General features: G+C 67.5%; 15 protein-coding genes and 2 rRNA genes. 13 read left to right on the top strand and 4 right to left on the bottom strand.

Features of this window, described 5'->3' with window-relative positions:
* The first annotated feature begins 116 nt into the window (after positions 1 to 116).
* Positions 117 to 467: a hypothetical protein gene (locus OG338_RS23090; protein ID WP_405939131.1), complete on the top strand. Its 351-nt coding sequence runs from the start codon at positions 117 to 119 to the stop codon at positions 465 to 467.
* Positions 468 to 506: 39 nt separating this feature from the next.
* Positions 507 to 812, top strand: coding sequence for a WXG100 family type VII secretion target (locus tag OG338_RS23095; protein WP_405939132.1), 306 nt, complete (start codon positions 507 to 509; stop codon positions 810 to 812).
* 75 nt (positions 813 to 887) lie between these two features.
* Here the strand turns inward: OG338_RS23095 and OG338_RS23100 are convergent, their stop codons facing one another.
* Both OG338_RS23100 and eccCa read right to left on the bottom strand, forming a co-directional pair.
* On the bottom strand, positions 888 to 1,121 hold the full coding sequence (locus OG338_RS23100; protein ID WP_405939133.1) for a DUF397 domain-containing protein: 234 nt from the start codon (positions 1,119 to 1,121) through the stop codon (positions 888 to 890).
* 99 nt (positions 1,122 to 1,220) lie between these two features.
* A complete protein-coding gene (gene eccCa / locus OG338_RS23105) occupies positions 1,221 to 5,198 on the bottom strand; it encodes a type VII secretion protein EccCa (protein ID WP_405939134.1) in 3,978 nt (1,325 codons plus the stop codon).
* Positions 5,199 to 5,441: 243 nt separating this feature from the next.
* Between eccCa and eccD the strand changes: the two genes are divergently transcribed.
* From eccD to OG338_RS23135, 6 genes are all read left to right on the top strand, one after another.
* Positions 5,442 to 6,905 (top strand): type VII secretion integral membrane protein EccD, encoded by a 1,464-nt coding sequence (gene eccD / locus OG338_RS23110; protein ID WP_405939135.1) that lies wholly within the window; start codon positions 5,442 to 5,444, stop codon positions 6,903 to 6,905.
* Positions 6,906 to 7,081: 176 nt separating this feature from the next.
* On the top strand, positions 7,082 to 7,372 hold the full coding sequence (gene rpsO, locus OG338_RS23115; RefSeq protein WP_018102307.1) for a 30S ribosomal protein S15: 291 nt from the start codon (positions 7,082 to 7,084) through the stop codon (positions 7,370 to 7,372).
* Between the two features lie 270 nt (positions 7,373 to 7,642).
* Positions 7,643 to 9,856: a polyribonucleotide nucleotidyltransferase gene (locus tag OG338_RS23120; RefSeq protein WP_018102306.1), complete on the top strand. Its 2,214-nt coding sequence runs from the start codon at positions 7,643 to 7,645 to the stop codon at positions 9,854 to 9,856.
* The gene (locus tag OG338_RS23125; protein WP_405939136.1) at positions 9,853 to 11,232 is read left to right on the top strand and encodes a M16 family metallopeptidase; all 1,380 of its coding nucleotides are present in this window, start codon (positions 9,853 to 9,855) and stop codon (positions 11,230 to 11,232) included. The genes OG338_RS23120 and OG338_RS23125 overlap by 4 nt, the downstream gene beginning before the upstream one ends.
* A 21-nt stretch (positions 11,233 to 11,253) precedes the next feature.
* Positions 11,254 to 12,006 carry a 4-hydroxy-tetrahydrodipicolinate reductase gene (dapB, locus tag OG338_RS23130; RefSeq protein WP_405939137.1) on the top strand — a complete coding sequence of 251 codons (753 nt, stop codon included), beginning with the start codon at positions 11,254 to 11,256 and terminating at the stop codon, positions 12,004 to 12,006.
* Positions 12,007 to 12,017: 11 nt separating this feature from the next.
* Positions 12,018 to 12,554 (top strand): hypothetical protein, encoded by a 537-nt coding sequence (locus tag OG338_RS23135; RefSeq protein WP_405939138.1) that lies wholly within the window; start codon positions 12,018 to 12,020, stop codon positions 12,552 to 12,554.
* Here OG338_RS23135 and OG338_RS23140 read toward each other — a convergent pair.
* Together OG338_RS23140 and OG338_RS23145 are read right to left on the bottom strand one after the other, a co-directional pair.
* Positions 12,457 to 13,008 carry a hypothetical protein gene (locus tag OG338_RS23140; protein WP_405939139.1) on the bottom strand — a complete coding sequence of 184 codons (552 nt, stop codon included), beginning with the start codon at positions 13,006 to 13,008 and terminating at the stop codon, positions 12,457 to 12,459. The two genes, OG338_RS23135 and OG338_RS23140, sit on opposite strands and share 98 nt — an antisense overlap.
* 94 nt (positions 13,009 to 13,102) lie before the next feature.
* A complete protein-coding gene (locus OG338_RS23145) occupies positions 13,103 to 13,342 on the bottom strand; it encodes a hypothetical protein (protein WP_405939140.1) in 240 nt (79 codons plus the stop codon).
* 197 nt (positions 13,343 to 13,539) lie between these two features.
* On the opposite strand from OG338_RS23145, the gene thyX reads away from it, so the two are divergent.
* The 5 genes from thyX to OG338_RS23170 all read left to right on the top strand — a co-directional run bounded on the left by thyX (position 13,540) and on the right by OG338_RS23170 (position 22,665).
* A complete protein-coding gene (thyX, locus tag OG338_RS23150) occupies positions 13,540 to 14,280 on the top strand; it encodes an FAD-dependent thymidylate synthase (RefSeq protein ID WP_161211431.1) in 741 nt (246 codons plus the stop codon).
* Positions 14,281 to 14,432: 152 nt separating this feature from the next.
* On the top strand, positions 14,433 to 15,332 hold the full coding sequence (gene dapA, locus OG338_RS23155; RefSeq protein ID WP_405939141.1) for a 4-hydroxy-tetrahydrodipicolinate synthase: 900 nt from the start codon (positions 14,433 to 14,435) through the stop codon (positions 15,330 to 15,332).
* Positions 15,333 to 15,481: 149 nt separating this feature from the next.
* Entirely contained in the window at positions 15,482 to 17,167 is a 1,686-nt protein-coding gene (locus tag OG338_RS23160) for a ribonuclease J (protein ID WP_405939142.1), read from the top strand.
* 544 nt (positions 17,168 to 17,711) lie between these two features.
* Positions 17,712 to 19,237, top strand: a 16S ribosomal RNA gene (locus OG338_RS23165).
* A gap of 305 nt (positions 19,238 to 19,542) precedes the next feature.
* Positions 19,543 to 22,665 (top strand): 23S ribosomal RNA (locus OG338_RS23170).
* Together the 16S and 23S rRNA genes form the textbook arrangement of a ribosomal RNA operon.
* The last annotated feature ends 30 nt before the right edge of the window (positions 22,666 to 22,695 follow it).

Consider the following 22,695-nt stretch of genomic DNA (forward strand, 5'->3'; position numbering starts at 1 on the left):
CGGAGGGTTCCCGGAAGCCGGCTTCGTACACCCGCGAGGGGCGTTCGAGGCGAGCGGGAACGGGCGCCGGACTGGCTAGCCTGAGCCGCCTGAACGGCCCAGAGAGAGGACCTCGTATGACCAGCCCCACGGGTGGATTCGCGCTCGCCGACGATCCGGTCGTCCAGGCCAGGAACAAGATCGTCCACACCGCCGATGCGGTGTCCCGGCAGGCCCGGGAGCTGGCCGACGTCCTCGCGACGGTGGGGGCCGGCTGGACCGGCGCCGGAGCCTCGGGGTTCACCTCCGCGCAGCTCGTGGTCAACGAGGACCACGACGAGATCCGGCGCCTCCTCGGCGTACTGCTCAACGCCGTCGACGGCACCAGGAATCTCAGCAACGCCAATGACGAAGAGGTCCGCGCGGCCTTCAAGGCGGTACGGGAACCGGCTTCCGCAGGCGGCTCCTCCGCCCTGAACGGCGTCTGAAACCGGCGCTGTTCCCCCGATACGACCAGAGGAAACCCGATGGGGCAAGACCCGCACACCAAGGTCAGGTACGAGAGCGTCCAGGAGGTCGCCGACCGCATCCGCGCGGTCTCACGGAACATCTGCCGGGACCTGGAGGAGATGGACGGCGCGCTCAAGGTCGTCACCGACACCTGGGACGGCCAGGCGCACGCCGAATACGTGGCGCTCCAGCACAAGTACCGCAGCAAGGCCGACCACATGAGGGCCCGGCTCGACGAGGTCGCGAGGCTCATCGAGACCGGCAAGGACCACTACCGGGCCACCGACCTCCGGTCCTCACGCCTGTTCACCGAGGCTTACTGAGCCGGCGGCACAGGGGCCCGGACGCACGAAGGGGGCACGTTCACCCGAACGTGCCCCCACGCCTGCCGGCGTCGCCTACGGAAGGTCGAACTCACCGTCCCTGGCGCCCAGGACGAATGCCTCCCACTCGGCCTCCGTGTACCTGAGCACCGTGTCCGGGTCCAGGGAGGACCGCATGGCCACCGCGCCACCGGGCAGGTGCGCGATCTCGACGCGCTCCTCCTCCTGCTCCGTCCCGGGAGCACACAGCCACTTCACCTCCGAGATGTCGAGTGCGTACAGCTCGTCCTTCTCCGCCTGCGTGCCCATCGTGAGGGCTCCTTTCGTACCTGGCTCTGCACGGCACCGTACAGGCAACACGGCGGCCGGGGACCCGCTCCGCCGAAGCCCCGCCACCCGGCCCCGCGCTCAACCCCGTTCCGGCAGCCAGCCGGTCTGCACGAGGCTCTTCCCACCACGCCGGGTCGCCATGCACGCACGGCCAGGCGGCATCGGGCGGGCACGTACCGAGCCGACCAGATCGCCCTCCGCCGGATCGCCCGACAGCACCACGCCCTGCGCACCCAGCTCCTTGATCCGTTGCAGGAACGGCTCGTACAGCGCACGGGAGGCGCCGGCACAGTTGCGCGCGAGAACGAAGCGCACCCCGGTGTCCCGTGCGAACGGCAGACAGTCCGTCAGCGCGGCGAGCGGGCCGCCCGTACCCGTCGCGACGAGGTCGTAATCGTCCACGACGACGAAGATCCGCGGCCCCGACCACCAACTGCGCTCCCGCAACTGCCGGGGCGTGACGTCCGCCGGCGGCCGGCGCCGCGCGAATACCCCGGCCAGCGCCTCCATATGCGTCGCGAGCGCGTCCGGTGTCGGCGCGTACTCCAGCAGGTGGCTCTCCGGCAGGGCGCCCAGCAGCCCCCGCCGGTAGTCCCCGACGACGAGCTTCGCCTCGTCGGGGGAGTAGCGGCGGGCGATCTGCCGGACGAGCAGCCGCAGCAGCGCGGTCTTCCCCGATTCGCTCTCTCCGAACACCAGAAGGAAGGGATCGGCGTCGAAGTCCACGAAGACCGGATCGAGATCGGCCTCGGCGATGCCGATCGCGACACCCCGCTCCGGGAATTCGTCCCCCTTGGGCAGCCGCTCGGCGGGGAGCACTGCGGGCAGCAGCCGTACGGGCGGGGCCGGCGGACCCGCCCAGCCGGCCCGGACCCGCCCGGCCAGCGCCGCCGTACGGTCGGGGAGCCCGGCCGCGTTCTCCACCGGGCCGAGGCACGGCGAGGCGGCCAGGAAGTGCAGTCCCTCCGCCACCTGGCCCCGGCCCGGCACCCCGGCGGGCACCTGCGCGGCCACCCTCCGGTCGAACTCGGAGTCCGACACATCGCCGAGCCGCAGTTCCAGCCGCCCGGTCAGCTGGTCCTTCAGCGCGGCCCGCACCTCCAGATAGCGGGCGGCGCTGAGCACCACATGCACCCCGTAACCGAGCCCCCGGGCCGCGATGTCGGTGACGACCGGCTCCAACTCCTCGTACTCCGTACGGAAACCGCCCCAGCCGTCCACGACGAGGAAGACATCGCCCCACGCCTCACCGGGCAGCCCGCCCCCGGCCCGCTCGCGCCGGTACGCGGCCATGGAACCGATGCCCCGCGCCCGGAACAGCTCCTCACGGGCCCGCAGCACCCCGGCCACCTCCGCGACCGTCCGCCGCACCCGCTCGGGATCCAGCCGCGAGGCGACCGAGCCCACATGCGGCAGGCCCGACAGCGACGCCAGCGCGCCACCGCCGAAGTCGAGCCCGTAGAACTGGACCTCACGCGGTGTGTGGGTGAGCGCGAAGGACATCACCAGCGTGCGCAGCAGCGTCGACTTGCCGGACTGCGGCCCGCCGACCACCAGCATGTGGCCCGCCGCGCCGGAGAAGTCCTGGAACAGCACCTCCCGCCGCTGCTCGAACGGTTTGTCGACAAGCCCGAGCGGAACGACCAGCTCACCGGGTTTGCCATCCCCGACAACGGTGAACCCGCGCTCCGGGTCCGTACCGAGGTCCGGCAGCAGCGCATCCAGACCCGGCGACCGGTCCAGCGGCGGCAGCCACACCTGGTGGGCGGGCACGCCCTGCCCCGCAAGCCGCCGCACCACCACATCGAGCACGGACTTTGCGACGGCGTCATCCCCGCGTACCTCCGCGACAGACGCGGGCGCAGGCGGAGGCACAGACGCGGTCGTGGTCGCAGCCACAGGCACGGACGCAGGCACCGGCAGCGCGCTGAACAACGCCGCCGCAAGGCTGCCCGTCCCCTCCCCGGCGGCCCGCCCAGGCCCACCCGGGCGGTAGGGCCCCGAGACGTACGCCGCTTTGAAGCGCGTCAATTCCCGCGTACCGGTCATCAGAAACCCCGAACCGGGCACCGGCGGCAGGCCGTAGGCGTCCGGCACCCCCAGCGCGGCCCGCGACTCCTCCGCCGAGAACGTGCGCAGCCCGATCCGGTACGAGAGGTACGTCTCCAGGCCCCGCAGCCTGCCCTCCTCAAGGCGCTGCGACGCCAGCAGCAGATGCACGCCCAGCGAACGGCCGATGCGCCCGATCCGGATGAACGTGTCGATGAAATCGGGTTTGGCGGTCAGCAGTTCGGAGAACTCGTCGATGACCAGCACCAGCGTGGCCAGCGGTTCCAGCGCGGCGCCCGCCGCCCGCGCACGCTCGTAGTCATGGATGCCGGCGAAATTGCCCGCCGCCCGCAGCAGTTCCTGACGGCGCTGGAGTTCACCGCGCAGCGCGTCCCCCATCCGGTCGACCAGCGCCAGATCGTCGGCCAGATTCGTGATGACGGCCGCCACATGCGGCATCCCCGCCATCCCCGCGAACGTCGCCCCGCCCTTGAAGTCCGCGAGCACGAAATTCAGCGTTTCGGAGGAATGGGTGACGGCAAGACCGAGCACCAGCGTCCGCAGCAGCTCGGACTTCCCCGAACCGGTCGCGCCCACACACAGCCCGTGCGGCCCCATCCCCTCCAGCGCCGACTCCTTCAGATCGAGCACCACCGGGGCACCGTCCTCACCCACCCCGATGGGCACCCGCAGCCGCTCCGCGACCGGCCGGGGCCGCCAGGTCCGCGCCACCTCCACCGCACCGGCGTCCCCCAGGCCCAGCAGATCCGTGAAGTCCAGCGCGGCCAGCAGTGGCTCGTCCCCGTCCCGCCCACCGGCCCGCAACGGAGCCAGCCGCCGGGCCAGCGCCTCCGCCGCAGCCAGCGACAGCCCGTCCGGCACACCCACCCCGCACTCCGCCTCCAGCACACCGGGACGCACCCGCACACACAGCGCACCGTGCGACCCCGCCGCATCACCCGGGGCCGCGTCCCCCGGGACGACCTCGACCAGCGTCACCCCTTCCACGCCACCCGCCGCACCCAGCACCGAACCCGCAGCCACCCCCGCCCCGTCCAGCACCACGACGACATGCGGCCGGTCCGGCGGCGGTGCCCCCTCCGGCACGAAACGCCCCCGCCCCTCCAACAGCGCCCCGAGCAGCGGCTCCAGCCCAGCCGTGTCCCGCGCGAACAGCCGCTTCGTACCGGCCCCGTCCACCTCACCCGGCACCTGGACATGCGGCAGCCACTTCACCCACTCCCAGCACACCGCCGCCTCCCGCGCGGCCACCACCGCCACCACCAGGTCCCGGGGCGAGTGCAGCGTCACCAGCTGCGCCACCAACGCCCGCGCCGCCGCCCTGACCGGCTCCGTCGCACCGCTCAGCCGCACCCGGTACGCCTCCCGCAGCGGAACGCACAACGGCAGCCCGTGCAGCGAGCCGTGCACCGCCACGAACCGCCGGAGCGCGTCCGCGCACACCGGCTCCGGCTCACCCGGGGCGGGCTCCGGCACCGCCAACGGCGTCGCGAGCGGCTGCCTGCCGAGCCCGATCCGCACCACCCCGAAGTCCGCGTCGCCGGGCCGCCGCTCCCACACCCGGCTCCCGCCCGCGACCACCGACCACAGCTGGCCGGGCGCGGGATGCGTGAACAGCAGCCCGTCGCGCTGGGCCCGCGCCGTCCGCCGCACCGCACGGCGGGTCCGCGCCAGCCGGGCCAGACAGTCGCGCCGCGCATCCGCCGACCGCCCCTGCGTACCGCGCCGGTAGCGCACCACCTGGGCTACCACCATCGCCAGCGTCGACACCAGCATCAGCACACCCATCACCCGCATGAACGGCGGCGCCTGCGGCGAGAAGAAGAACACCACCGACGACGCCATGCCCAGCACCGGAAGAAGCTGCATCAGCACCCCCTCGCGCTGCCCGCGCGGTTCCACCGGAGGAGGCTCCAACAACACCTCTTTCGTGGGAACTTCCGGCGGCAGCAGCCGGGGCGGACGCTTCACGACGATCTGACTCACCGGTGCATCGATCCTTGGGTGCGGGCGGGTGTGGGGCGCCGCCGAACGGGGAAGAGCGAGGCGGCCGGGCCGCACACAGGACGAGCCCACCCCCATCGGCCCCGCTCGAAGCGCCCATGATCCTACGCACTGTCATCCTTCGCCCCGATCCGCCCGATAGGGTGACCCGCCCATCGTGCGGACACCGCCGACCAGTGAGGAAGCGGACACCGCCGACCAGCGACGAACAGGGGCCCCCGACACGTGAGTCCGACCGCAACGACCGGCTTCCGCCGCGTCACCGTCGTCACGCCCGACACCCGCATCGACGTCGCCCTGCCCGAGGACATCGCCGCCGCCGACATCTGGCCCGAGATCCTGCGCCTCACCGGACCGGCCGCACCCGACACCGCCCCACCCGACACCACACCCCCCGGCCACCACCTCGTACGGCTCGACGGAACGGTCCTGGACGGCGACCGCACCCTCGCCGCACAACGCGTCCTCGACGGCGAGATCCTCACCCTGCGCCCCTTCGCCGCCTCACTGCCCCCGCCCGTCTACGACGACGTCGCCGACGCCATCGCCTCGGCCACCCGCCGTGACCGCCACCTGTGGAGCGACGACCTGCTGCGCGCTGCAGCCCCGGCCGCCGGCGCGCTGCTCCTCCTCCTGGCGGCCCTCGCCCTGTGGCAGGCCGACCCGGTCCGCCACGACCTGCACGGACCGCCCGGGGCCGTCGCGGGCGCCGCCGGACTCCTGTCGGCCACCGTCGCCGCCGTACGCGCCCGGGTCTACGCCGACCGCGTCACCGCCGCCGCGCTCGGCCTGGGCGCCCTGCCCCTCGTCCTCCTCGCCGGCTCCGGCCTCATCGCCCCGGACCCGGGCGGCGGAGCGGGCCGGCTGCAATTCCTGCTCGGCTGCGCCGCCGTCCTCGTCGTCTCGGCCGCCCTCACCGCGCTCGCCCCGAGCGGCGACGCCCCCTTCGCGGGCGCCGCCCTCCTCGCCGGCGCCGGAGCGCTGGCCGCGTTCGCCGCGATCCTCACCGAGGCGTCCGCCACCGCCACGGCCGCCGTCTGCGTCCCCGTGGCCCTCGGCCTCATCGCGTTCCTGCCCGGCCTCTCCGCCCGTTTCGCCCGGCTCCCGATCGGGTACGCGCCGCCCCGGCCGACGGGCCCCTACAGCGACGAGGGCGACGAGGGCGAGGACCCGGCCGCCCCGGACGCCGCCCCCGTCGACACCCGCCTCGTCGCGGACCGGGCCCGGCGCGGCCACGAACTGCTGCTCGGCCTGGCCGGGGGCTGCGCGGGCCTGGCCGCCACCGCGTCCGCCGTCCTCGGCGCCTCGGACAACACCTGGGCCCGGCTCCTCGCCCTCGCCGCCGGGCTCGCACTGCTCCTCCGCGCCCGCCTGTTCCGCTACACCGCCCAGGCCGGCTGCCTGCTGGTCGCGGGCATCGGCGCGCTCGCCGCCCCGGTCACCGGCCTCGCCCTCACCGCCCGGACGGACGACCCGGCCCTGTATCCCCGTACGACCGGACTGTGCGCGGCGCTCGTCGCCGGCGCCCTGCTCCTCGCCGCCGCCGGGGCGACCGTCCCGCGCAAGGGCCTCTCCCCGTTCTGGGGCAGATTTCTGGACCTGGCCGAAAGCGCGCTCCTGCTCTCCCTCGTCCCGCTCTGCCTCGCCGTCCTGGACCTCTACGCGCGCGCGAGGGAGCTCACCGGCTGACGACCGGCAGGGGCGGTCCGGGCGGCTGGTATCCTGGCTGCGGCCGTTTGTGTACGCGTTCCCGGTTCGCTCTGGGAGCTGCGCTCATCGGACCCTCGCTCCCGAGTCACCCAAGCTCCCCTGAGAACCAGACCAGGGGCACTCGTGAGCGCATCGAACACCAAGAGGAGTACCGCGTGCCGCTCGACGCCGCTACGAAGAAGCAGATCATGACCGAGTTCGCGACGAAGGAGGGCGACACCGGTTCCCCCGAGGTTCAGGTCGCCATGCTCTCGCGCCGCATCTCGGACCTGACGGAGCACCTCAAGACGCACAAGCACGACCACCACTCCCGTCGTGGTCTGCTGATCCTGGTCGGCCAGCGTCGCCGCCTCCTTCAGTACCTGGCCAAGAAGGACATCCAGCGCTTCCGTGCGCTCGTCGACCGCCTCGGCATCCGCCGCGGTGCGGCCGGCGGCGCCAAGTAAGGACGCTGCACAAGGGAGCGGTTCCCTGACTCGGGGAGCCGCTCCCTTTGCCGTACGTGCGGTACCGGGGGGAACCTCAGTAACCTGGACGTACAACAACAGACGAGGAGAGGCGCCGCACGGCCGCCGCCGGTCCTCGGTAGTGGCCCCCGGGACAATGCCCGGGAGCTTCGATCGAAGACCGGCCCCGCACAGACTGCGCGCTTCTCCGCTCCGTCCGGCGCCACACGGGCGCCCGGACGAAAGACGACGAGTATGGAGAATTCACTAGTGGAGAACGAGACCCACTACGCCGAGGCCGTCATCGACAACGGCACCTTCGGCACCCGCACCATCCGCTTCGAGACGGGCCGCCTGGCCAAGCAGGCCGCCGGCTCCGCCGTCGCGTACCTGGACGACGACACCATGGTGCTGTCGGCCACCACCGCCTCCAAGCGGCCCAAGGACAACCTCGACTTCTTCCCCCTCACGGTGGACGTCGAGGAGCGGCAGTACGCCGCCGGCAAGATCCCCGGCTCCTTCTTCCGCCGGGAGGGCCGCCCCTCCGAGGACGCGATCCTCACCTGCCGCCTGATCGACCGCCCGCTGCGCCCCTCCTTCAAGAAGGGCCTGCGCAACGAGATCCAGATCGTCGAGACGATCATGGCGCTCAACCCCGACCACCTGTACGACGTGGTCGCGATCAACGCCGCCTCCGCTTCCACGATCCTGGCGGGCCTGCCCTTCTCCGGCCCGATCGGCGCTACCCGCGTCGCCCTGATCAAGGGCCAGTGGGTCGCCTTCCCGACGCACACCGAGCTCGAGGACGCCGTCTTCGACATGGTCGTCGCGGGCCGCGTCCTGGAGGACGGCGACGTCGCGATCATGATGGTCGAGGCCGAGGCCACCGAGAAGACCATCCAGCTGGTCAAGGACGGCGCCGAGGCCCCGACCGAGGAGGTCGTCGCCGCCGGTCTGGAAGCCGCCAAGCCCTTCATCAAGGTGCTCTGCAAGGCCCAGTCCGACCTCGCCGCCAAGGCCGCCAAGCCCACCGGCGAGTTCCCGGTCTTCCTCGACTACCAGGACGACGTCCTGGAGGCCCTCGCCAAGGCCGTCAGCACCGAGCTCGCCAAGGCGCTCACCATCGCCGGCAAGCAGGAGCGCGAGGCGGAGCTCGACCGCATCAAGGAGATCGCGGCCGAGAAGCTCCTCCCCGCGTTCGAGGGCCGCGAGAAGGAGATCTCCGGCGCCTACCGCGCGCTGACCAAGAAGCTGGTCCGCGAGCGCGTCATCAAGGACAAGGTCCGCATCGACGGCCGAGGCGTCACGGACATCCGTACGCTCGCCGCCGAGGTCGAGGCCATTCCGCGCGTGCACGGCTCCGCCCTGTTCGAGCGTGGCGAGACCCAGATCCTGGGCGTCACCACCCTCAACATGCTCCGCATGGAGCAGCAGCTGGACACCCTCTCCCCGGTGACCCGCAAGCGCTACATGCACAACTACAACTTCCCGCCGTACTCCGTCGGCGAGACCGGCCGCGTGGGCTCGCCCAAGCGCCGCGAGATCGGCCACGGCGCGCTCGCCGAGCGCGCGATCGTGCCGGTCCTCCCGTCCCGCGAGGAGTTCCCCTACGCGATCCGCCAGGTCTCCGAGGCCCTGGGCTCCAACGGCTCGACGTCCATGGGTTCGGTCTGCGCCTCCACCATGTCCCTGCTGAACGCCGGTGTGCCCCTCAAGGCCGCCGTCGCCGGCATCGCCATGGGCCTGATCTCCCAGGAGATCGACGGCAAGACCCACTACGTCGCCCTCACCGACATCCTCGGTGCCGAGGACGCGTACGGCGACATGGACTTCAAGGTCGCCGGTACGAAGCAGTTCGTCACCGCGCTCCAGCTCGACACCAAGCTCGACGGCATCCCCGCCTCGGTCCTGGCCGCCGCGCTGAAGCAGGCCCGCGACGCCCGCCTCCACATCCTCGACGTGATGAACGAGGCCATCGACGTCCCGGACGAGATGTCCCCGAACGCCCCGCGGATCATCACCGTCAAGATCCCGGTGGACAAGATCGGTGAGGTCATCGGCCCCAAGGGCAAGATGATCAACCAGATCCAGGAGGACACCGGCGCCGACATCACGATCGAGGACGACGGCACCATCTACATCGGTGCCCAGCAGGGCTCGCAGGCCGAGGCCGCCCGCGCCACGATCAACGCGATTGCCAACCCGACCATGCCGGAGGTCGGCGAGCGCTACCTGGGTACGGTCGTCAAGACCACCACCTTCGGTGCGTTTGTTTCGCTCATGCCGGGCAAGGACGGCCTGCTGCACATCTCGCAGATCCGCAAGCTGGCCGGCGGCAAGCGCGTGGAGAACGTCGAGGACGTTCTCGGCGTCGGCGCCAAGGTCCAGGTCGAGATCGCCGAGATCGACTCCCGCGGCAAGCTCTCCCTCGTCCCCGTCATCGAGGGCGAAGAAGACGAGAAGAAGGACGACACCGACAAGTGACGTCCCGTAGTTCCGCGACGACGGCCCGCCCCTCCTCGGAGGGGCGGGCCGTCGCCCGTACCCAAACGCTTCTCAAGGGCAGCAACGGCATCGGCACGGTCCGTCGTACGGTCCTCCCCGGCGGCCTCCGCGTCGTCACCGAGACCCTGCCCTCCGTACGCTCCGCCACCTTCGGCATCTGGGCGAACGTCGGCTCACGCGACGAGACGCCCGCCCTGAACGGCGCGACGCACTACCTTGAACACCTCCTCTTCAAGGGCACCGCCAAGCGCAGCGCCCTCGACATCTCCTCCGCCATCGACGCGGTCGGCGGCGAGATGAACGCCTTCACGGCGAAGGAGTACACCTGCTACTACGCGCGGGTCCTCGACACGGACCTGCCGCTCGCCATCGACGTCGTCTGCGACATGCTGACCGGCTCGCTGATCGCCCCCGAGGACGTCGACGCCGAGCGCGGCGTCATCCTCGAAGAGATCGCGATGACGGAGGACGACCCGGGCGACTGCGTGCACGACCTGTTCGCGCACACCATGCTCGGCGACACCCCGCTCGGCCGCCCGGTCCTCGGCACCGTCGACACGATCAACGCGCTGAACCGCGGCCAGATCGCCCGCTTCTACAAGAAGCACTACGACCCGACCCGCCTCGTCGTCGCCGCCGCGGGCAACATCGACCACGCCACCGTCGTACGCCAGGTCCGCAAGGCGTTCGACAGGGCCGGCGCCCTCTCCCGTACGGACGCGGTCCCCACCGCGCCCCGCGAGGGCTCCCGCGCCCTGCGCACCGCCGGCCGGGTCGAGGTCCTGGGCCGCAAGACCGAGCAGGCCCATGTGGTCCTCGGCATGCCCGGCCTGGCCCGCGCCGACGAACGCCGCTGGGCCCTGGGCGTCCTCAACACCGCCCTCGGCGGCGGCATGAGCTCCCGCCTCTTCCAGGAGGTACGGGAGAAGCGCGGCCTCGCCTACAGCGTCTACTCGTACACCTCGGGCTTCGCCGACTGCGGCCTGTTCGGCGTGTACGCGGGCTGCCGCCCGAGCCAGGTGCACGACGTCCTCAAGATCTGCCGCGACGAGCTCGACCGGGTCGCTTCGGACGGGCTGAGCGACGAGGAGATCAGCCGCGCGATCGGCCAGCTCTCCGGCTCCACCGTCCTCGGCCTGGAGGACACCGGCGCGCTGATGAACCGCATAGGCAAGAGCGAGCTGTGCTGGGGCGAGCAGATGTCGGTGGACGAGATGCTGGCCCGTATCAGCGAGGTGACACCCGACGACATCCGCTCCGTCGCGGGCGAGATCCTCGGACACCGCCCCTCGCTGTCCGTCATCGGACCGCTCAAGGACAAGCAGGCCGCCCGTCTCCACGAAGCGGTCGCCTAAAACTCCCAAGGAAGCAGAGCAATGAGCAAGCTGCGCGTGGCCGTCCTCGGTGCCAAGGGCCGTATCGGCGCCGAAGCGGTACGAGCCGTCGAGGCCGCCGAGGATCTGGAGCTGGTGGCCGCACTCGGCCGGGGCGACAAGCTGGAGACCCTTACGGAGACCGGCGCCCAGGTCGCCGTCGAGCTGACCACTCCCGCCTCGGTGATGGAGAACCTCGAATACTGCGTCGGCCACGGCATCCACGCGGTGGTCGGCACCACCGGCTGGTCCGACGAACGGCTCGCGCGGCTCGACGGCTGGCTCTCCGCCTCCCCGGAGACCGGTGTGCTCATCGCACCGAACTTCTCCATCGGCGCGGTCCTCACCATGAAGTTCGCCCAGCAGGCGGCCCGCTACTTCGAGTCCGTCGAGGTCATCGAGCTGCACCACCCCAACAAGGCCGACGCCCCCTCGGGCACCGCCGCCCGCACCGCCCAGCTCATCGCCGCGGCCCGCCGCGAGGCGCACTGCGCCCCTCAGCCGGACGCCACCAGCACCGCGCTGGACGGGGCACGCGGCGCCGACGTCGACGGCATCCCGGTCCACTCGGTCCGCCTGCGCGGCCTCCTGGCCCACCAGGAGGTGCTGCTCGGCGGCGAGGGCGAGACCCTCACCATCCGGCACGACTCCCTGCACCACAGCAGCTTCATGCCCGGCATCCTGCTCGGCGCCCGCCGCGTGGTGACCACTCCCGGCCTCACGTTCGGCCTGGAACACTTCCTCGACCTGAACTGACTGGCCCCGCCATGCGCGCAAAGATCACTTACGTCGTCACCGCTGCCGTCCTGGTCTTCTACTTCGTCCTGGTCGGCAGCCGTGGCGTCCTGCTCATCAAGCACGGCACCCTCATCACGGTGACCTTCGGAGTCGCCGTGCTGGTCCTGCCGGCGATCGGCGTGTGGTTCCTGTGGAAGAACACCCAGTTCGTCCGCAGGGCCAACGCCCTGGCCGCCGAACTGGACGCGGAGGGCGGCCTCCCCGTCGACGAACTGCTGCGCACACCCAGCGGCCGCATCGACCGCGCCTCCGCCGACGCGGTGTTCGAACGCCGCCGCGAGGAGACGGAGGACACCCCGGACGACTGGCGCTGCTGGTTCCGCCTGGCGGTCGCCTACCAGGACGCCCGAGACACCCCCCGAGCCCGCAAGGCCATGCAACGAGCAATCGCCCTGCACCGCTCAACCGCTACCGCGGCCGATACTCATCTCCCCACGCCTCAATCGTGTCCGCAGCCCGATCGAACGCCTCCCCCCGCGCGAGAAAATCCGCGTTCGAGTCCGTGAGCAGCGGCGGCACCGCGTCCCCGCCCTTACGGACGACGATCAGCGCCTGGCCCTGCACGGTACGGGGGAATCCGAGCCACTTCACCGGCTGCTGCACCGTACGTACGGCGGTGGCCCGGCTCCACGGAACGGTCGTCGTACGGAAGAAGCCCACCCGGCGCACACCGTGCCGGCTCACCCAGGCGCCGATGCGCAGCATCCGCAGGGCACACAGGATGATCGCGAGGGCGAGCGCCAGACACGCCCCCGCCCCGGGCAGCGCCCCGGCGAACGCGATGATCATCCCCGCGAACAGGATGAACGAGGCGAGCAGCAGCAGACCGGCCGCGGCGGCGACCCGCCACGGACCGGGACGGTAGGGCCGCCGCCAGCTGTCGTGGTCGTCGAACGGCAGCGCGATGTCCTCCGCATTCGCGTCAAACGCGCGGTCGGCCGTCAGGAAGGGCAGGGGCACGACTGATCCTCACTCACAAGCACGCTCGATTGCTGTGCCCGGTGAGGCTACCGAGGAGATGCCCGGACCGACCACCCCAGGGGGTCCGTCCGGGTCAGCGCCCGTGCGCGGCCTCGGTCTGCTGCGTGTGCGCCGACGTCTGCCCGGGGGCCAGAGCGGGCAGGCCGAGGAGCAGGGACCCCGCTATCCCGCCGAGGACGACGAGGCCGATCAGGACGTGTCCCGCGCGCTCGGAGACCGTACTGCGGGGGCGGGGAGGCGGTGTGACGTTGCTGCGGAACCGCTCGGACTCGGCCACGAACGAGAACGGGACGGATTCACGCCGGCGGAACATGGGGTGGCTCTCCTTGGGATCTTTCGCGGGTGGTGCTATCGAGTCAGACGTACGACCACCCCGTTCGGTGCCCCGAATCGCCCGACGAAATCAGAAAAAACCGGAAAGACGTTCCCGCCCAAGCCGAGCGCAAACGCTGTGCGACCGGCCCGTAGAGTGGGCGCCGCCCGAGCGACGCCATTGGAAGGACCCTGCCGGTGACCGACGACACCCCCGAGCCCACGAAGGCCCATTTCCGCAGCGACGTCACCGTCGACCTGGTGAAATCCGCTGCGGGCGACGCCGACGTGCTGTTCGCCGCCCGTGTGTCCACGGCCGGCGAGCAGTCCCTGGAGGAGATCGCCAAGGACCCCGAGCGCTCGAAGGGCCTCATCAACTACCTGATGCGGGACCGGCACGGCAGCCCGTTCGAGCACAACTCGATGACCTTCTTCATCAGCGCCCCGATCTTTGTGTTCCGCGAGTTCATGCGGCACCGCGTCGGCTGGTCGTACAACGAGGAATCGGGCCGCTACAGGGAGCTGCAACCGGTCTTCTACGTCCCCGACACGTCCCGCAAGCTCATCCAGCAGGGCCGCCCGGGCAAGTACGAGTTCGTCGAGGGCACGCCCGAGCAGCACGCGCTCACCACCCGTGCCATGGAGGACTCGTACCGGCAGGCGTACGAGGCGTACCAGGAGATGCTGGCGGCGGGGGTGGCCCGCGAGGTGGCCCGCGCGGTGCTCCCGGTCGGCCTGTTCTCCACGATGTACGCCACGTGCAACGCGCGCTCCCTGATGCACTTCCTCGGCCTGCGTACGCAGCACGAGATGGCGAAGGTGCCCTCGTTCCCGCAGCGGGAGATCGAGATGGTGGGCGAGCAGATGGAGGCCCACTGGGCCCGGCTCATGCCGCTCACCCATGCAGCCTTCAACAAAAATGGACGTGTCGCCCCATAGGGCGGTGTCCGTATTGCGGCGTTTCGAGAAGTTCATCTAGGCTGATCAAACGGACCCGGCACTGCTTGAACCCCCGAGCAGGCAGTGCCGGGCTCCTCTTGCTTGTCCCCCGAGGGGGCACCGTGCGTCGAGCAGCGAGTAGCGTGTTACCCATGGCTCCGATCTCCACTCCGCAGACCCCCTTCGGGCGGGTCCTCACCGCTATGGTCACGCCGTTCACGGCGGACGGCGCTCTCGACATCGAGGGCGCGCAGCGGCTCGCCACCCACCTGGTGGACGCAGGCAACGACGGCCTGATCATCAACGGCACCACCGGCGAGTCCCCGACCACCAGCGACGCGGAGAAAGACCAGCTCGTCAGGGCCGTCCTGGAAGCCGTGGGGGACCGGGCGCACATCGTCGCCGGCATCGGGACCAACGACACCCGGCACAGCATCGAGCTCGCCCGCACCGCCGAGCGCAGCGGCGTCCACGGCCTCCTCGCCGTGACCCCGTACTACAACAAGCCGCCGCAGGAGGGCCTGCTGCGGCACTTCACCGCCATCGCGGACTCCACCGGCCTGCCGGTGATGCTGTACGACATCCCGGGCCGCAGCGGTGTGCCGATCGACACGGAGACGCTCGTACGGCTCTCCGAGCACCCCCGGATCGTCGCCAACAAGGACGCCAAGGGCGACCTGGGCCGCGCGAGCTGGGCCATCGCCCGCTCGGGCCTCGCCTGGTACTCCGGCGACGACATGCTGAACCTTCCGCTGCTGTCCGTCGGAGCGGTCGGTGTGGTCTCCGTCGTCGGCCATGTCGTCACCCCGGACCTGCGGGCGCTCATCGAGGCCCACCTCGGCGGCGACGTACAGAAGGCCACCGAGATCCACCAGAAGCTGCTGCCGGTCTTCACCGGCATGTTCCGCACCCAGGGCGTGATCACCACCAAGGCCGCACTGACGCTCCAGGGCCTCCCGGCGGGACCGCTCCGACTGCCCCTGGTCGAGCTGACCGCGCAGGAGACGGCCCAGCTCAAGATCGACCTGGCCGCCGGCGGGGTACAGCTCTGACAACGGACTTCACAACTGAATACGCGAAACACAGCTGAACACGTGGGGAAACCCGCAGCACAGCACCACCCAAGACAACAGCAAGTGCACGAATGACATGCGCGCCACGTGCCCAAGCGGTACGTGGCGCGCGTGGTAAGGAGAGTCTTTTGAGTCATCCGCATCCTGAACTCGGCACCCCGCCGAAGCTCGCGAAGGGCGCCCTCCGGGTCACCCCGCTCGGCGGCCTCGGCGAGATCGGCCGGAACATGACGGTCTTCGAGTACGGCGGCCGCCTGCTCATCGTCGACTGCGGTGTCCTCTTCCCCGAGGAGGAGCAGCCCGGCATCGACCTGATCCTGCCGGACTTCACGACCATCCGGGACCGCCTGGACGACGTCGAGGGCATCGTCCTCACGCACGGCCACGAGGACCACATCGGCGGCGTCCCGTACCTGCTGCGCCTGAAGCCGGACATCCCGCTCATCGGCTCCAAGCTGACCCTCGCGCTGATCGAGGCCAAGCTCCAGGAGCACCGCATCCGTCCGTACACCCTGGAGGTGGCGGAGGGGCAGCGCGAGCGCATCGGCGTCTTCGACTGCGAATTCGTCGCGGTCAACCACTCCATCCCGGACGCCCTCGCGGTCGCCATCCGGACCCCCGCGGGCATGGCCGTCGCCACCGGTGACTTCAAGATGGACCAGCTCCCGCTGGACGGCCGCCTCACCGACTTGCACGCCTTCGCCCGGCTGAGCGAGGAGGGCATCGACCTTCTGCTCTCCGACTCCACGAACGCGGAGGTCCCGGGCTTCGTACCGCCCGAGCGGGACATCCAGAACGTCCTGCGCAACGTCTTCGCCAATGCGCAGAAGCGCATCATCGTGGCGAGCTTTGCCAGCCATGTGCACCGCATCCAGCAGATCCTGGACACGGCCCACGAGTACGGCCGCCGGGTCGCCTTCGTCGGTCGTTCGATGGTCCGCAACATGGGCATCGCCCGTGACCTCGGCTATCTGAAGGTCCCCGCCGGGCTCGTCGTGGACGTCAAGACCCTGGACGACCTGCCGGACGACGAGGTCGTGCTCGTCTGCACCGGTTCGCAGGGCGAGCCGATGGCGGCCCTCTCCCGGATGGCCAACCGCGACCACCAGATCCGCATCGTCCAGGGCGACACGGTCATCCTGGCCTCTTCCCTGATCCCGGGGAACGAGAACGCGGTCTACCGCGTGATCAATGGCCTCTCGCGCTGGGGCGCCAACGTCGTCCACAAGGGCAACGCCAAGGTCCACGTCTCGGGCCACGCCTCGGCCGGCGAGCTGCTGTACTTCTACAACATCTGCCGCCCGAAGAACCTGATGCCGGTCCACGGCGAATGGCGCCACCTGCGGGCCAACGCCGAGCTCGGCGCCCTGACCGGCGTGCCGAAGGACCACATCGTCATCGCCGAGGACGGCGTGGTCGTGGACCTCATCGACGGCAAGGCGAAGATCGTCGGCAAGGTCCAGGCCGGTTACGTGTACGTCGACGGCCTCTCCGTCGGCGACGTTACGGAGACCTCGCTCAAGGACCGCCGCATCCTCGGCGACGAGGGCATCATCTCGGTGTTCCTGGTGGTCGACAGCACCTCGGGCAAGATCGTGGGCGGCCCGCACATCCAGGCCCGTGGCTCCGGAATCGACGACGCGGCGTTCACCGCGGTCGTTCCGAAGATCGAGGACGCTCTCAACAAGTCGGCCCAGGACGGCGTACTGGAGCCGCACCAGCTCCAGCAGCTGATCCGCCGCACGGTGGGCAAGTGGGTCTCGGACACCTACCGCCGGCGCCCGATGATCCTCCCCGTCGTGGTCGAGGTCTGACCTTCCGACAGGCGCGAACTCCGGAGCGGGGCCCCCGATTTGCATCGGGGCGCTCCGCTCCAGTACGTTTACGTCTCCACCTCACCGGGAAGAAGCGAGCGCACCTGTGCGCCCCGAGGCTTCCGAGAGGGAGTGGAAATTCCGACTCAGAACTTCTGATAAAGTCGGAGCCGCCGGAAAGGGAAACGCGAAAGCGAAGAACTGGAAAGCGAAAATCGTTTGACTCGCTTCGGCCGGGAATCGGACACGAAAGAGTCTGATAGAGTCGGAAACGCAAGAACGAAGGGAAGCGCCCGGAGGAAAGCCCGCAGGGGTGAGTACGAAGGAAGCGTCCGTTCCTTGAGAACTCAACAGCGTGCCAAAAGTCAACGCCAGATATGTTGATACCCCGGCCTGCTTCGGCAGGTTGGAGGTTCCTTTGAAAGCCCTACACGGCCCTTCGGGTTCGGGTAGGCAAAACACAGCGAGGACGCAGTGGACGACAGGTCATATTCCGACCTGATTGTTCCGCTCTCGTGATGTGTTCCCCGATTACGGGAAAACATTCACGGAGAGTTTGATCCTGGCTCAGGACGAACGCTGGCGGCGTGCTTAACACATGCAAGTCGAACGATGAAGCCCTTCGGGGTGGATTAGTGGCGAACGGGTGAGTAACACGTGGGCAATCTGCCCTTCACTCTGGGACAAGCCCTGGAAACGGGGTCTAATACCGGATAATACTTTCTCCCTCCTGGGAGAAGGTTGAAAGCTCCGGCGGTGAAGGATGAGCCCGCGGCCTATCAGCTAGTTGGTGGGGTAATGGCCTACCAAGGCGACGACGGGTAGCCGGCCTGAGAGGGCGACCGGCCACACTGGGACTGAGACACGGCCCAGACTCCTACGGGAGGCAGCAGTGGGGAATATTGCACAATGGGCGAAAGCCTGATGCAGCGACGCCGCGTGAGGGATGACGGCCTTCGGGTTGTAAACCTCTTTCAGCAGGGAAGAAGCGAAAGTGACGGTACCTGCAGAAGAAGCGCCGGCTAACTACGTGCCAGCAGCCGCGGTAATACGTAGGGCGCAAGCGTTGTCCGGAATTATTGGGCGTAAAGAGCTCGTAGGCGGCTTGTCACGTCGGTTGTGAAAGCCCGGGGCTTAACCCCGGGTCTGCAGTCGATACGGGCAGGCTAGAGTGTGGTAGGGGAGATCGGAATTCCTGGTGTAGCGGTGAAATGCGCAGATATCAGGAGGAACACCGGTGGCGAAGGCGGATCTCTGGGCCATTACTGACGCTGAGGAGCGAAAGCGTGGGGAGCGAACAGGATTAGATACCCTGGTAGTCCACGCCGTAAACGTTGGGAACTAGGTGTTGGCGACATTCCACGTCGTCGGTGCCGCAGCTAACGCATTAAGTTCCCCGCCTGGGGAGTACGGCCGCAAGGCTAAAACTCAAAGGAATTGACGGGGGCCCGCACAAGCAGCGGAGCATGTGGCTTAATTCGACGCAACGCGAAGAACCTTACCAAGGCTTGACATACACCGGAAAGCATCAGAGATGGTGCCCCCCTTGTGGTCGGTGTACAGGTGGTGCATGGCTGTCGTCAGCTCGTGTCGTGAGATGTTGGGTTAAGTCCCGCAACGAGCGCAACCCTTGTTCTGTGTTGCCAGCATGCCCTTCGGGGTGATGGGGACTCACAGGAGACTGCCGGGGTCAACTCGGAGGAAGGTGGGGACGACGTCAAGTCATCATGCCCCTTATGTCTTGGGCTGCACACGTGCTACAATGGCCGGTACAATGAGCTGCGATGCCGTGAGGCGGAGCGAATCTCAAAAAGCCGGTCTCAGTTCGGATTGGGGTCTGCAACTCGACCCCATGAAGTCGGAGTTGCTAGTAATCGCAGATCAGCATTGCTGCGGTGAATACGTTCCCGGGCCTTGTACACACCGCCCGTCACGTCACGAAAGTCGGTAACACCCGAAGCCGGTGGCCCAACCCCTTGTGGGAGGGAGCTGTCGAAGGTGGGACTGGCGATTGGGACGAAGTCGTAACAAGGTAGCCGTACCGGAAGGTGCGGCTGGATCACCTCCTTTCTAAGGAGCACTTCTTACCAAGCTTTGCTTGGTCAGAGGCCAGAACACCGGCGAGTGTCCGGTGCTGGTAGCTCATGGGTGGAACGTTGACTACTCGGCACGGCACATGAGTGTTCACCAGTACTGCTCTTCGGGGCGTGGAACGTGGAGGCGAATGGGTCGGGTCGGGCACGCTGTTGGGTATCTGAAGGTACGGCCGTGATGGTCGTTCTTCGGTTGCCGGCCCCAGTGAACTTGTTCTTCGGAGCAGGGTGGTGGGTGGCTGGTCGTTGTTTGAGAACTGCACAGTGGACGCGAGCATCTGTGGCCAAGTTTTTAAGGGCGCACGGTGGATGCCTTGGCACCAGGAACCGATGAAGGACGTGGGAGGCCACGATAGGCCCCGGGGAGCTGTCAACCGAGCTTTGATCCGGGGGTGTCCGAATGGGGAAACCCGGCAGTCGTCATGGGCTGTCACCCGCTGCTGAACACATAGGCAGTGTGGAGGGAACGAGGGGAAGTGAAACATCTCAGTACCCTCAGGAAGAGAAAACAACCGTGATTCCGGGAGTAGTGGCGAGCGAAACTGGATGAGGCCAAACCGTATGCGTGTGATACCCGGCAGGGGTTGCGTATGTGGGGTTGTGGGATCTCTCTTTCATGGTCTGCCGGCCGTGAGACGAGTCAGAAACCGTTGATGTAGGCGAAGGACATGCGAAAGGTCCGGCGTAGAGGGTAAGACCCCCGTAGCTGAAACATTGACGGCTCGTTTGAGAGACACCCAAGTAGCACGGGGCCCGAGAAATCCCGTGTGAATCTGGCGGGACCACCCGTTAAGCCTAAATATTCCCTGGTGACCGATAGCGGATAGTACCGTGAGGGAATGGTGAAAAGTACCGCGGGAGCGGAGTGAAATAGTACCTGAAACCGTGTGCCTACAAGCCGTGGGAGCGTCGCATGCAAGCTTGCTTGCATGTCGTGACTGCGTGCCTTTTGAAGAATGAGCCTGCGAGTTAGCGGTGTGTAGCGAGGTTAACCCGTGTGGGGAAGCCGTAGCGAAAGCGAGTCCGAATAGGGCGTTTGAGTTGCACGCTCTAGACCCGAAGCGGAGTGATCTAGCCATGGGCAGGTTGAAGCGGAGGTAAGACTTCGTGGAGGACCGAACCCACCAGGGTTGAAAACCTGGGGGATGACCTGTGGTTAGGGGTGAAAGGCCAATCAAACTCCGTGATAGCTGGTTCTCCCCGAAATGCATTTAGGTGCAGCGTCGTGTGTTTCTTGCCGGAGGTAGAGCACTGGATAGGCGATGGGCCCTACCGGGTTACTGACCTTAGCCAAACTCCGAATGCCGGTAAGTGAGAGCGCGGCAGTGAGACTGTGGGGGATAAGCTCCATGGTCGAGAGGGAAACAGCCCAGAGCATCGACTAAGGCCCCTAAGCGTACGCTAAGTGGGAAAGGATGTGGAGTCGCAGAGACAACCAGGAGGTTGGCTTAGAAGCAGCCACCCTTGAAAGAGTGCGTAATAGCTCACTGGTCAAGTGATTCCGCGCCGACAATGTAGCGGGGCTCAAGCGTACCGCCGAAGTCGTGTCATTCATACACATAGGGTTAACGCCTGTATGGATGGGTAGGGGAGCGTCGTGTGCCGGGTGAAGCAGCACTGGAAGGTAGTTGTGGACGGTTCACGAGTGAGAATGCAGGCATGAGTAGCGATACACACGTGAGAAACGTGTGCGCCGATTGACTAAGGGTTCCTGGGTCAAGCTGATCTGCCCAGGGTAAGTCGGGACCTAAGGCGAGGCCGACAGGCGTAGTCGATGGACAACCGGTTGATATTCCGGTACCCGCTTTGAAACGCCCAGTACTGAGCCCATTAATGCTAAGTCCGTGAAGCCGGCCTGATCTCTTCGGAGTTGAGGGTAGTGGTGGAGCCGATGAACCAAGGTGGTAGTAGGTAAGCGATGGGGTGACGCAGGAAGGTAGTCCAGCCCGGGCGGTGGTTGTCCCGGGGTAAGGGTGTAGGCCGTGTGGTAGGTAAATCCGTCACACGTTAAGGCTGAGACCTGATGCCGAGCCGATTGTGGTGAAGTGGATGATCCTATGCTGTCGAGAAAAGCCTCTAGCGAGTTTCATGGCGGCCCGTACCCTAAACCGACTCAGGTGGTCAGGTAGAGAATACCGAGGCGTTCGGGTGAACTATGGTTAAGGAACTCGGCAAAATGCCCCCGTAACTTCGGGAGAAGGGGGGCCATCTTTGGTGATAGCACTTGCTGCTTGAGCTGGGGGTGGCCGCAGAGACCAGCGAGAAGCGACTGTTTACTAAAAACACAGGTCCGTGCGAAGCCGTAAGGCGATGTATACGGACTGACGCCTGCCCGGTGCTGGAACGTTAAGGGGACCGGTTAGCTGCTCTTCGGGGTGGCGAAGCTGAGAACTTAAGCGCCAGTAAACGGCGGTGGTAACTATAACCATCCTAAGGTAGCGAAATTCCTTGTCGGGTAAGTTCCGACCTGCACGAATGGCGTAACGACTTCTCGACTGTCTCAACCATAGGCCCGGTGAAATTGCACTACGAGTAAAGATGCTCGTTTCGCGCAGCAGGACGGAAAGACCCCGGGACCTTTACTATAGTTTGATATTGGTGTTCGGTTCGGCTTGTGTAGGATAGGTGGGAGACTTTGAAGCGGCCACGCCAGTGGTTGTGGAGTCGTCGTTGAAATACCACTCTGGTCGTGCTGGATGTCTAACCTGGGTCCGTGATCCGGATCAGGGACAGTGTCTGATGGGTAGTTTAACTGGGGCGGTTGCCTCCTAAAGGGTAACGGAGGCGCCCAAAGGTTCCCTCAGCCTGGTTGGCAATCAGGTGTTGAGTGTAAGTGCACAAGGGAGCTTGACTGTGAGACCGACGGGTCGAGCAGGGACGAAAGTCGGGACTAGTGATCCGGCAGTGGCTTGTGGAAGCGCTGTCGCTCAACGGATAAAAGGTACCCCGGGGATAACAGGCTGATCTTCCCCAAGAGTCCATATCGACGGGATGGTTTGGCACCTCGATGTCGGCTCGTCGCATCCTGGGGCTGGAGTCGGTCCCAAGGGTTGGGCTGTTCGCCCATTAAAGCGGTACGCGAGCTGGGTTTAGAACGTCGTGAGACAGTTCGGTCCCTATCCGCTGTGCGCGTAGGAATATTGAGAAGGGCTGTCCCTAGTACGAGAGGACCGGGACGGACGAACCTCTGGTGTGCCAGTTGTTCTGCCAAGGGCATGGCTGGTTGGCTACGTTCGGAAAGGATAACCGCTGAAAGCATCTAAGCGGGAAGCCTGCTTCGAGATGAGTATTCCCACCCTCTTGAGGGGTTAAGGCTCCCAGTAGACGACTGGGTTGATAGGCCAGATGTGGAAGCCTGGTAACGGGTGGAGCTGACTGGTACTAATAGGCCGAGGGCTTGTCCTCAGTTGCTCGCGTCCACTGTGTTTGTTCTGA

Origin of the sequence: Streptomyces sp. NBC_00726 (assembly GCF_045161735.1) — a bacterium.
Lineage (GTDB): Bacteria > Actinomycetota > Actinomycetes > Streptomycetales > Streptomycetaceae > Streptomyces.

Coding starts and splice junctions, on each gene's coding strand:
- OG338_RS23090 (WP_405939131.1), top strand. CDS start 117: ATGACCAGCCCCACGGGTGGATTCGCGCTCGCCGACGATCCGGTCGTC.
- OG338_RS23095 (WP_405939132.1), top strand. CDS start 507: ATGGGGCAAGACCCGCACACCAAGGTCAGGTACGAGAGCGTCCAGGAG.
- OG338_RS23100 (WP_405939133.1), bottom strand. CDS start 1,121: ATGGGCACGCAGGCGGAGAAGGACGAGCTGTACGCACTCGACATCTCG.
- dapB (WP_405939137.1), top strand. CDS start 11,254: ATGAGCAAGCTGCGCGTGGCCGTCCTCGGTGCCAAGGGCCGTATCGGC.
- OG338_RS23135 (WP_405939138.1), top strand. CDS start 12,018: ATGCGCGCAAAGATCACTTACGTCGTCACCGCTGCCGTCCTGGTCTTC.
- OG338_RS23145 (WP_405939140.1), bottom strand. CDS start 13,342: ATGTTCCGCCGGCGTGAATCCGTCCCGTTCTCGTTCGTGGCCGAGTCC.
- dapA (WP_405939141.1), top strand. CDS start 14,433: ATGGCTCCGATCTCCACTCCGCAGACCCCCTTCGGGCGGGTCCTCACC.